The 10,852-nt window shown below is 72.6% G+C and carries 8 protein-coding genes; 6 read left to right on the forward strand and 2 right to left on the reverse strand.

The features are described 5' to 3' along the window. The coding region (locus tag E1293_RS38720; RefSeq protein WP_132203728.1) for a glycoside hydrolase family 1 protein at nucleotides 1-1,263 on the forward strand (1,263 nt) is incomplete at its 5' end. 98 nt (nucleotides 1,264-1,361) lie between these two features. Here the strand turns inward: E1293_RS38720 and E1293_RS38725 are convergent. Continuing rightward, nucleotides 1,362-2,381 (reverse strand): DNA topoisomerase IB, encoded by a 1,020-nt coding sequence (locus E1293_RS38725; RefSeq protein WP_132203730.1) that lies wholly within the window; start codon nucleotides 2,379-2,381, stop codon nucleotides 1,362-1,364. Beyond that, nucleotides 2,381-3,229 carry an SDR family oxidoreductase gene (locus E1293_RS38730; RefSeq protein ID WP_132203732.1) on the reverse strand — a complete coding sequence of 283 codons (849 nt, stop codon included), beginning with the start codon at nucleotides 3,227-3,229 and terminating at the stop codon, nucleotides 2,381-2,383. Before E1293_RS38730 ends, E1293_RS38725 begins: the two co-directional genes overlap by 1 nt. 232 nt (nucleotides 3,230-3,461) lie before the next feature. On the opposite strand from E1293_RS38730, the gene E1293_RS38735 reads away from it, so the two are divergent. The 5 genes from E1293_RS38735 to E1293_RS38755 form a co-directional block, all read left to right on the forward strand. Next, complete coding sequence (locus E1293_RS38735) at nucleotides 3,462-4,235, forward strand: SDR family NAD(P)-dependent oxidoreductase (protein ID WP_132203734.1); 774 nt, start codon at nucleotides 3,462-3,464, stop codon at nucleotides 4,233-4,235. A gap of 7 nt (nucleotides 4,236-4,242) precedes the next feature. Further along, complete coding sequence (locus E1293_RS38740) at nucleotides 4,243-5,007, forward strand: crotonase/enoyl-CoA hydratase family protein (protein WP_132203736.1); 765 nt, start codon at nucleotides 4,243-4,245, stop codon at nucleotides 5,005-5,007. A gap of 182 nt (nucleotides 5,008-5,189) precedes the next feature. Continuing rightward, the gene (locus E1293_RS38745) at nucleotides 5,190-5,918 is read left to right on the forward strand and encodes a L,D-transpeptidase family protein (protein WP_132203738.1); all 729 of its coding nucleotides are present in this window, start codon (nucleotides 5,190-5,192) and stop codon (nucleotides 5,916-5,918) included. 85 nt (nucleotides 5,919-6,003) lie between these two features. Then, the gene (locus E1293_RS38750; protein ID WP_132203740.1) at nucleotides 6,004-8,829 is read left to right on the forward strand and encodes a helix-turn-helix transcriptional regulator; all 2,826 of its coding nucleotides are present in this window, start codon (nucleotides 6,004-6,006) and stop codon (nucleotides 8,827-8,829) included. Nucleotides 8,830-9,053: 224 nt separating this feature from the next. Beyond that, nucleotides 9,054-10,852, forward strand: a 1,799-nt coding sequence (locus E1293_RS38755; RefSeq protein ID WP_243717206.1) for a M4 family metallopeptidase, incomplete at its 3' end; no start/stop codon positions are given.

Below are 10,852 nucleotides of genomic sequence, written 5' to 3' on the forward strand. Positions count from 1 at the left end.
ACCACCACCGCAGCGAGCCCGCCCGCCACCGCCAAGTTCCCGCCCGGCTTCCTCTGGGGCGTCGCCACGTCCGGCTTCCAGAGCGAAGGCTCCTTCCCCGACAGCAACTGGACGAGGTACGCCGACCGCAAGGCCACCGGCGTCGAGGACCCGTACGGCAACTCCGTCGACTTCCGGCACCGCTACCCGTCCGACCTGAAACTCGCCCAGGGCCTCGGCGCGAACGTCTTCCGGACGTCCGTCGAGTGGTCGCGCATCGAGCCGCGCCGCGGCCACCGCGACCCCGCCGCGCTCGCCTACTACGACGACCTCGTCCGCCGGATCAAGGCGGACGGCATGCGCCCGATGATCACGCTCGACCACTGGGTGTACCCCGGCTGGGTGGCCGACCAGGGCGCCTGGGACGACCCCCGCACCCAGGACGACTGGCTGCGCAACGCCCGCTTCGTCGTGGACCGGTACAAGGACCAGGGCGTCATCTGGATCACGTTCAACGAGGCCAGCGCCTACATCTACAAGGAGCTGACCACGCGCCCGATGGACCTCGGGCAGATGATGAAGATGCGGGACGCCCTCATCAGGACGCACCGCGCCGCCTACGACATGATCCACGAGCTCGACCCGGGCGCCCCCGTGTCGAGCAACGTCGCCTACGGGTCGCCCGTCAACGGCATCTTCGACGCCGCCCTGTTCAACGACGTCACCGACAAGCTCGACTTCATCGGCATCGACTACTACTACGGCGCCAACCTGCAGAACTTCACGGCCGCGTACGCGCTAGCCGGCCAGTTCTGGAAGATCGACCCCGAGCCGGAGGGCCTGTACTACGTCCTGAAGAGCTACCAGCGCCGGGGGCCCGGCCTGCCGCTCTACGTCGTGGAGAACGGCATGTCGACCGACAACGGCAAGCCGCGCGAGGACGGCTACACGCGCTCGGACCACCTGCGCGACCACATCTACTGGATCCAGCGGGCGATGGCCGACGGCGTGAAGATGATGGGCTACAACTACTGGAGCCTCACCGACAACTACGAGTGGGGCAGCTACCGCCCGCGGTTCGGCCTCTACACGGTGGACGCGCTGACCGATCCGTCCCTGGCGCGGCGTCCGACCGACGCCGTCCCGGTCTACCGGTCCGTCATCGCGAACCGGGGCGTCCCGCCGGGGTACGTGCCGGTGCGCAAGCCCGGCTGGTGCTCCATCGAGGACCCCGTCGCGACCTGCCTCGGCACCACCCCCACCCCACCGGCCACCGCCCGCTGAATGCCCCGCGCGTCCGCGTGCGGAACGTGGCGTTCCCGGTGATCCAGCACGCTTACGGCATGTACTGCCTGGACGTGTCTCGCCCGGTCGTGGGGTCGTCAGTGGGTCGGGCGGAGGAGGTCTAGGACGGCCTGCTCCACTGGGCCCTGAGTCGCGAGTTCGCCTTCCGCGGTTTCCACGCCCAGGCGGCCTAGGACGGGGGCGACCGTTGTGCCGTCGTCGTACAGGTCGATGATGCGCGGGTCTATGTAGGACGCCCGTGCCACGGCCGGGGTGTTGCCCAGGTAGGAGGCGACCTCCTTGACGACGCGGACGACGGCGCGCTTGCGGGCGGTGTCGCTGGTCCCCGCGCGCACCGACACCGCCAGCCCGACCGCCGCGAGGACGGTGGCGTGCCAGGTGCGGAAGTCCTTGGCGGTGAAGTCGCCCTCGGTGACCTCGTGGATGAAGTCGTTGATGTCGGCCGCGGTGACGTCGTGCCAGCCGTCCCGCGTCCGGTAGGCGAGCAGTTCGGGGGAGTCGTCGCCGCGGCGCTTGAGGCCGCTCACGACCTTGCACACGTTCTCTTCGGCGACCGCCTGGTACCGGTCCTTGGAGCCCTTGGCCGGGTAGTCGAACGCGACCTCGCCGCGGCGGCAGGTGACGTGCTCGCGCAGGACGGTCGCGAGCCCGAACGTGTGGTTCTCCGCGGCGTAGGTCTCGCCGCCGATCCGGAAGAACCCCAGGTCGATGAGTCTCACGGCGGCGGCGAGCACCCGCTCGCGCGAATATCCTCGTCCAACGAGGTAATTGCTGAGCGTGTCGCGGACCTTGGGCAGCCGCTCGGCCAGCTCCAGCACGTGCTCGTGCTTCGCCCGGTCGCGCTGCTCCCGCCAGGCCTCGTGGTAGAGGTACTGGCGCCGTCCGGCCGCGTCCGTCCCCATCGCCTGGACGTGGCCGTCGGCGTCCGGGCAGATCCAGACGTCCTTCCAGGCCGGCGGTATGACGAGAGCCTTGATGCGGTCCTTCTCGGCGGGGTCGCCCAAGGGGCGCCCGTCGAGACCGAGATAGGTCCAGCCCTTGCCGCACCTCCGGCGCCCGTAGCCGGGCTCGGCCATGTCGCTCCGCTGCAGATCCATCAACCCGGGTGGATCTCTCCGCCGGCGGGCACCAGCGTCTGGCCCGTGTAGTAGGACGACTGGCGGTCGGAGGCGAAGAACACGTAGGACGGCGCGACCTCGTCCGGGTCGGCGGCGCGTCCCATCGGCGCCTGCTTCCCGAAGTCCTCCACGCGCTCCTCGTCGAACGTGGCCGGGATCAGCGGTGTCCACACCGGGCCCGGCGCGACGCAGTTGACCCTGATCTCGCGGTCCATGAGGTTCTGGGCGAGGGAGGTCGTCAGCGCCATCGCGGCGGCCTTGCTGGCCGAGTAGTCGATGAGCGTCTTGTTGCCCCGCAGCCCGTTGATCGACCCGGTGATGATGATGGACGACCCCGGCCCCATGTGGTCGAGCGCCTCCTGCACGGTCCAGAACAGCGCGAACACGTTCACCGCGAAGGTTCGGTGGAGCTGCGCGTCGTCGATCTCCCGGACGTCGTCCACCGGCGTCTGCGTGCCGTGGTGCAGGACGAGCAGGTCGAGTCCGCCCAGGTCCCGGACGGTGTGCTCGACGACCTCGCGGCAGTGCCGCTCCTCGGCCAGGTCGCCGCCGAACGTGACGCAGCGCCGTCCCGCCGCCTCGACGAGGCCCGCGGTGTGCCGGGCGTCCTCGTCCTCCTCCAGGTAGGTGATCGCGACGTCCGCGCCCTCCTTGGCGAACGCGACGGCGGTCGCGCGGCCGATGCCGGAGTCGCCGCCGGTGATCAGCGCGCGCCGCCCCGCCAGCAGGCCGCTGCCGGTGTAGTCGCGCATCTCGTCGCGCGGCTCGGGCGCCATGTCCGCGGTCCGCCCGGGGTACTCCTGGCTCTGCGCCGGAGGCTCGCTCATGCTCTGCTCACTCCCTCGGACGGGACGCGGGGCGGTCCTGGGGGCGTTTCCGGGCGCCCTTCGCTCATGTCCGGGCGGGTGCCCCTGGCCGCGGCGAGCAAACGTGGGCCATATTGTGACTCCTGGGTAACATCGCGGCCCGGCAATCCGCAGGGGTGTGAGCAGAGCACGCGGTGGCGCCTGGATAGCATCGTCCCGAACCACATTCGGTCCCTCACGTAAGGTGTCGCTTATGGACCTGAACGGAGTTTCCGCCGTCGTATCCGGTGGCGCGAGCGGCCTCGGTGAGGCCACCGTCCGCGCGCTGGCCGCCGAAGGCGCAAAGGTGGTCGTCGCCGACCTCAACGAGGACAAGGGCAAGGCCGTCGCCGACGAGGTCGGCGGCGTCTTCGTCAAGACGGACGTGTCGAACGAGGAGCAGGTGCGGGCCGCGGTGCAGGCCGCCGTCGACACCGGCGCCCCGCTGCGCGTCATCGTCAACAGCGCCGGCATCGGCTGGGCGTCGCGGACGGTGAACCGCGACGGCACCCCGCACGACCTGAACGCCTACGAGACCGTCATCCGGATCAACCTCATCGGCACCTTCAACCTGATGCGGATCGGCGCCGCCGCCATCTCCAAGACCGAGCCCGCCGACGCCGACGGCGCCCGCGGCGTGGTGGTCAACACCGCGTCCATCGCCGGCATCGAGGGGCAGACCGGGCAGCTCGCCTACTCCGCGTCCAAGGGCGGCATCATCGGCATGACGCTGCCGGCCGCCCGCGACCTCGCCGCGATCGGCGTGCGCGTGAACACCATCTGCCCGGGCATCATCGACACGCCGATCTACGGCGAGGGCGAGGCCGCGGACGCGTTCAAGGCCAAGCTCGCCGCGCCCGTCCCGTTCCCGAAGCGGATGGGCAAGGCGTCGGAGTTCGCGCACCTGGTCAAGTCCCTGATCGAGAACGACTACATGAACGGCGAGACGATCCGCTTCGACGGCGGCATCCGCTTCCAGCCCAAGTGAGGCCCCAATGACCGACGCTGTTCTGACCGAGGAAGACGGCGCCGTCCTCGTCATCACCATCAACCGCCCGGAGGCCCGCAACGCGGTCAACGGCGAGGTGGCGAAGGGGATCGCGGCGGCCGTCGACGAGCTCGACTCCCGCAAGGACCTGTCCATCGGCATCCTCACCGGCGCTGGCGGGACGTTCTGCGCCGGCATGGACCTCAAGGGCTTCCTGACGGGCGACAACCCGACCGTCGAGGGCCGCGGGTTCGCCGGCATCACCGAGCGTCCGGCGGCCAAGCCGCTGATCGCCGCGATCGAGGGCTACGCCCTGGCCGGCGGCTGCGAGGTGGCACTGGCCTGCGACATGATCGTCGCGTCCCGGGAGGCACAGTTCGGCCTGCCCGAGCCGAAGCGCGGCCTGGTCGCCGCGGGCGGCGGCCTGCTGCGGCTGCCGCAGCGCATCCCGTTCCACATCGCCATGGAGATCGCCCTCACCGGCGACAAGTACCCGGCGGAGCGGATGGCCGAGCTCGGGTTCGTCAACCGGCTCGCCGAGCCGGGCGGCGCGCTCGCCGCGGCCAAGGAGCTGGCCCTGAAGGTCGCCGAGAACGCCCCGCTGGCGCTCGCGGCGACCAAGAAGGTCATCGTCGAGTCCGCCGACTGGACGTCCGCCGAGGCGTGGAAGAAGCAGCAGGACATCACGCTGCCCGTCTTCATGTCCAAGGACGCCCAGGAGGGCCCGGCGGCGTTCGCCGAGAAGCGCAAGCCGGACTGGAAGGGCGAGTAGCCCGACCGCGTTTAGTACGACCCCGCGCGAGACGCCCGGAGCCTCCCGGTTCCGGGCGTCTTGCCGTATCGGTCACGTCCCAAGCCCGCGTCGGGGTGGGATGGGGCCGGGCGGGGTAAAGATCGGATTCGTAGGCGATCTCCGAGCACGCCCGGCCGGGCGGGACGGTGAAGGAGTTGCGAATGCTTCCGGGTGCCACGCGGGTCGCGGTCCTCTCCATGGCGGCGCTGGTGGCCGCGGGCGTCCTGGTCCCGCAAGCGTCCGCCCAGGAGGGCCGGGAGGGCCGGGATCCGTGCCGGGCGCTCAGCCACAAGCAGACGCGGTACGAGCCCGGCAAGGCCCAGCACGTGGTCTTCGCCGTCGCCGAGGGATACGGGACGACCGAGGTCACCGTCACCGAGTGCGCCAAGAAGGGCCGCTCCTGGAAGACCGTCCTGACCACGCCGGGGCATGTGGGACGGAGCGGCTACGCCGAGCCGGGCGCGAAGCGGGAGGGCGACGGCAAGTCGCCGACCGGCTCCTACAGCCTGACCGAGGCGTTCGGCGAGGGCGACCCCGGAACCCGGCTGCCCTACCGCCGGCTGCGGGAGAGCGGCGACTGCTGGGGCTCGACGATCGGGGACGAGCGCTACAACCGCTACTACCGGGGCGAGTGCCAGCCGGCCGACGAGAACCTGTCGCAGATCATGACGGACGGCGCCTACCGGCAGGCCGTGGTGATCAACTACAACCGGCCGCCGGACTCGCCGGTCGTGCAGGGCGACGGGTCGGCGATCTTCATGCACATCGGCTCCGGCCAGACCGCGGGCTGCGTCTCGATGGCCCGCCCCGAACTGGAGTCCGTGATGCGGACGCTCCGCCCGGGAGACCGGATCATGATGGGCACACGCGACGCGCTGTTCGCCGGCTGAGCCCGCCGGCGGCTGTTGTGGGCGGGGCGGCGGCTGGTTATCGTCGGAGGCGGCGTCCGAATCCTCCTGATGAGTGGAGCGAGTCATGGACGTCCTCCCCGCGCCGCCGGTGGTCCGCAGCGGAGCACCGCCCTCGCCGGCAGGGCGATCCGCGCTGCTCGCGTCCGTGGAGTCCCGAACCGCCGTGAACGGCAGCGTCGTGCTGACGGGGCCGAGCGGCATCGGGAAGACGGCGCTGCTCGAAGCCGTCGGCGCCGCGGCCGCGGAGCGCGGAGAGCTCGTGCTGCGGGTCGCGGGCAGCGAGACCGAGCGGTGGGTGCCGTGCTCGGGCCTCGCCGAGCTGCTCGACCAGCTGCCCGGCACGCTCACCGCCGATTTGCCGCGGGAGCGGCTGTCCGGGCTGCCCGAACCGCATCCGGCGGCGTCGTCCGACCACGTCGCGTGCCGGCTGGCGTTCCGGGGGCTGCTCGCCCGGTGCGCCGAGGAACGCCCGGTGCTGCTGCTCGTCGACGATGCCCAGTGGCTGGACGCCGAGTCCGTGGAGGCCGTCCGCTACACCGTCCACCGGCTGGCCTCGCGCGGCGTGCGGGCCGTCGTCGCCGGACGCTGGCCGGACGGCATCGGCGCCGCGTGGACCCCCGCGCCCGACGCCCTGCACCTCCCCGTCCCGCCCCTCGGACCGGACGAGCTGGCCGAGATGTTCGACGGCTACGGGCTCCCGGCGCGGGTGGTGAACGCCCTGCACGCCGACTCCGGCGGCAACCCGTACCTCGCGCTGGCGCTCGGCGGCGCGTTCACCGGCCGCGTCCCGCGGCACTGGCGGCCCGCCCCGCTCCCGCAGCGCGTGCAGGCCGTGATCGCCGAACGGCTGGCCCGGCTCGGCGCGGAGGCCCGCGAGACGCTGCTGATGGCGGCGCTCGCGATCCGGCCGACGACCGACCTGCTGCGCCGCGCCGGACGCGCCGACGCCGCCCGCGACATCCGGCACGCCGCCGGCCTGGGGCTGCTGATCACCGAGGGCGGCGGCATCCGCTTCACCCCGCCCGCCGTCGGGACCGTCCTCGCCGAGGCGGCCGACGTCCCGCACCTGGCGCGGGTGCACCGGGCGCTGGCCGACGTCGTCCCGGACGCGGCGGGACGGGCCAGGCACCGCGCCCTGGCCGACCCGGGCCCGAACGCCGAGCTCGCGCACTCGCTGGTCACCGCGGCGGAGCAGGCCGTCCGGCAGGGGTCGCACCGGATGGCCGCCGAGCTGTACCTGCTGGCCGCCGACCGGTCGCCCGCCGAGCCCGCCGCCGACCGGCTGGAATGGCTGGTCGCGGCGGCCGAGACGGGCGCGGGCGGCGGCCTGCCCGACCTCGTGCGGCGGGCCGCCGACGCCGTCCTCGCCGCGGACGCCACCCGGGCGCAGCGGGTGCGGGTCCGGCTCGCGCTGCTGGACCTGTCCGGGCAGGGACTGACCGAGATGGGCGAGCTGTTCGCCGCGGCCCTCGTGGACGCGGAGGGCGACCCGGCGCTGCTCGGCCCGGTGCGGCTGCGGATGGCGCTCGGCACCCTCGTGAACGGCGCGCCCGAACGTGCCGAGGAGGAGGTCAACGGCGCGCTCGTGCACGCGCGGGAGACGGGCGACACGGCGCTGGAGGCGCGGGCGCTGGCCGTCCGGGCGAACATCGCGCTGATCGAGGGACGCGGCGACTACGCGGACGACCTGGAACGTGCCCGGCGGCTCCCGGAACCCCCGCTGGACGGCCAGCTGCACATGACGCCGCGCTACCTGGCGGCCTACTGCGCCATCTTCGAGGACCGGCTGACCGAGGCGCGCGCCGAACTGCTGCGGCTGCTCGCGCTGGTGGAGCGCGGGTCCGGCGAAGAGGTCGTGCACGTCCTGCGCCACCTGTCCGAGGTGTCGGCGCGGACGGGACGCTGCCGGGAGGCACTCGACTTCGCCGACCGGGCCATGCGCGTCACCGAGCAGGCGGCGCTCAGCCCGGGACCCGCCTGGTACCACGGCGCGATGGCGGAGCTGGCCGGCGGCAGCATCGTCCGCGCGGTCACCCTCGCCGAGCGCGGGGTGCGGGCGTCCGAGCAGGAGAACGACGTCATCTTCCAGAGCCGCCTGCTGCACGTGCTGGGCGTCGCGCAGATGCGCGGCGGGGACGTCCGCGCCGGCGTCGACACGCTGCGGCGCATCGACGCGCTCGGCGAGGGCCGCAAGCTGCCGTCCCCGACGGTGCTGCGCCGGCAGAGCGACCTCGCGGAGGGGCTCACCGCGCTCGGCGAGACCGACCGGGCCGCCGAGGTGATCCGCACGACCCGCGCCGCGGTCGGCTACCGCCACGCGGGCGTCTCCGGGCGGCTCGACCGGGCCGAGGCCGCGGTGCTCGCCGCCCGCGGCGAACCCGAGCCGGCGGTCGCGCTGCTCGGCGAGGCCGCGGCGCTGTTCGCGCGGCTCGGCCAGCCGCTGGAGGCCGGGCACTGCCTCCTCGAACAGGCCCGGATCGAACGGCGGCGCCGCCGCGCCGCGCCCGCCCGGCGGGCCGCCGAGGACGCCCTGGAGATCTTCCTGCGCTGCGAGGCGCGGCCGTGGGCCGAGCAGGCGCAGAACCGGATCGCCCGCCTGGACATGGGCCTGCGGGACGGTCCCGAGCCGCCCGGCTCCGTCGTCCAGGTGACGCTGACCGAGGGGGAGCGGCGCATCGCCGTGCTCGTCGGGCAGGGTGCCACCAACCAGCAGGTCGCCAACCGGCTGTACCTGAGCGTGAAGACCGTCGAGGCGTCCCTCACCCGCATCTACCGCAAGCTCGGCATCCGCTCCCGGACGCAGCTCGGCACCCTGCTGGGCGGTTCCCTGCTCGGCGGCTCCCCGCGGAGCGGCGGCCTGGACGAGCCGGGAGCACCCCTGCCCCGATAGCGGAACCCCCGTCCACCCCTCGTGCCCGTAGGGGTTTCCCTTGCATCGCGGTCCCCGTCCCCTAGACCTGCGGTGCAGGGGGAACTTTGCGGTGACATGCCCGGTATCGCGTGCGATCGTTCCCGAGGCAACCCCCGACACTCCGTTGTTCCGGGCGCCACCGCGCCGCCGGAACGCTTCCCATCGGCCGCTCTCCCGAGGGCCGTCAGAGAAGGAGTACCCCCGTGAGATCCACGCCCCCCGGACGCGCCCACCGGCGCGTCGCACGCCCAGCACTAGCACGTCCAGCCATCGCACGTCCGGCCCTAGCACTGGGCGGCTCGCTGGTCACCGTCGCCGCCATGGCGGTGCTCGGCATCCAGGCCGGACCGGCCGCCGCGGCGTCGAAAGGCGACCCCGGCCAGCGGCCCGCGAAGGTGAGCGCCAAGGAGTACAGGGCGCTCATCGGCCACGCCAAGGCGCGGCAGGACGAGACCGCGTCCAAGCTGCGCCTCGGCGACAAGGTCGAGGTGCGGGTGAAGAGCGTCGTCAAGGACAAGGACGGCACCACCCACACCCACTACCTGCGCACCTACGACGGCTTGCCCGTCATCGGCGGCGACCTCATCGTCCACCGCGCGCCGTCGGGCTCCATCGAGCGCGTCACCCAGTCGGCCGCCAAGCCGCTGGCCGTGGACACCGCGCCGAAGACCCTGGTGTCCACCAAGCCGAACACGCCCAAGGCGGAGGGCAGCACCGCCCCGCGCAAGGTCGTCTGGATGGACCGTGACGGCGAGGCGGTCCTCGCCTGGGAGACCGTCGTCGGCGGGACGCAGAAGGACGGCACGCCCAACCGGCTGCACGTCCTCACCGACGCCGTCACCGGCAAGCGGCTCATCGAGTGGCAGGGCGTCCAGACGGGCACCGGCAACAGCGAGTACTCCGGCACCGTCCAGCTGGGCACCTACAACTCCGGCGGCACGTACTACCTGCGCGACACCGGACGCGGGAACCACGAGACGACCAACCTGAACCGCGCCACCTCCGGCCGCGGCACGCTGTTCTCCGACGCCGACGACACCTGGGGTACCGGCTCGCCGGGCAACGCCCAGACCGCCGCCGTCGACGCCGCTTACGGCGCGGGGGAGACCTGGGACTTCTACAAGACCGTCTTCGGCCGGACCGGCATCCGCGGGGACGGCGTCGGCGCCTACTCCCGCGTCCACTACAGCAGCGGTTACGTCAACGCCTTCTGGGAGGACGGCTGCTTCTGCATGACCTACGGCGACGGCCAGGGCAACATGAAGCCGCTGACCGAGCTGGACGTCGCCGGCCACGAGATGACGCACGGCGTCACGTCCAACACGGCCGGCCTCATCTACCAGGGCGAGTCCGGCGGGCTGAACGAGGCGACGTCCGACATCATGGCGACCGCCATGGAGTTCTGGGCGGACAACTCCAGCGACATCGGCGACTACCTCATCGGCGAGAAGATCGACATCTCCGGCAACGGCGCGCCGCTGCGGTACATGGACCGTCCCAGCAAGGACGGCGGCTCGCTCGACAACTGGTCGCCGAACGCCGGGAACGTGGACGTGCACTACTCGTCCGGCATCGCGAACCACTTCTTCTACCTGCTGTCGGAGGGCAGCGGGTCGAAGGTGATCAACGGTGTGCGGTACGACTCGCCGACCGCCGACGGGCAGCCCGTCACCGGCATCGGCCGGGAGAAGGCCGCCGCGATCTGGTACAAGGCGCTCACCGAGGAGATGCGCCCCACCACCGACTACGCCGACGCGCGCCGCGCCACCCTCGCCGCCGCGTCCGGCCTGTACGGGGCGGACAGCGCCGAGTACGCCGCGACCGCCAACGCGTGGGCCGGTGTCAACGTCGGCGGACGCGTGGACGACCCCGGCGACCCGGGTGACCCCGGGGACCCTTCCGGCACCTGGGCGGTGGGCACCGCCTACAGCACGGGTGATGTGGTGACCTACAGCGGCGCCAGCTACCGCTGCCTCCAGCCCCACACCGCCCAGCCCGGCTG

Source organism: Actinomadura darangshiensis (genome assembly GCF_004349235.1).
GTDB lineage: Bacteria > Actinomycetota > Actinomycetes > Streptosporangiales > Streptosporangiaceae > Spirillospora > Spirillospora darangshiensis.

Bases quoted from the DNA above. Each gene is read 5' to 3' on its own strand.
- E1293_RS38730 (WP_132203732.1), bottom strand. From the start codon at position 3,229: ATGAGCGAGCCTCCGGCGCAGAGCCAGGAGTACCCCGGGCGGACCGCG.
- E1293_RS38725 (WP_132203730.1), bottom strand. From the start codon at position 2,381: ATGGATCTGCAGCGGAGCGACATGGCCGAGCCCGGCTACGGGCGCCGG.
- E1293_RS38750 (WP_132203740.1), top strand. From the start codon at position 6,004: ATGGACGTCCTCCCCGCGCCGCCGGTGGTCCGCAGCGGAGCACCGCCC.
- E1293_RS38740 (WP_132203736.1), top strand. From the start codon at position 4,243: ATGACCGACGCTGTTCTGACCGAGGAAGACGGCGCCGTCCTCGTCATC.
- E1293_RS38745 (WP_132203738.1), top strand. From the start codon at position 5,190: ATGCTTCCGGGTGCCACGCGGGTCGCGGTCCTCTCCATGGCGGCGCTG.
- E1293_RS38735 (WP_132203734.1), top strand. From the start codon at position 3,462: ATGGACCTGAACGGAGTTTCCGCCGTCGTATCCGGTGGCGCGAGCGGC.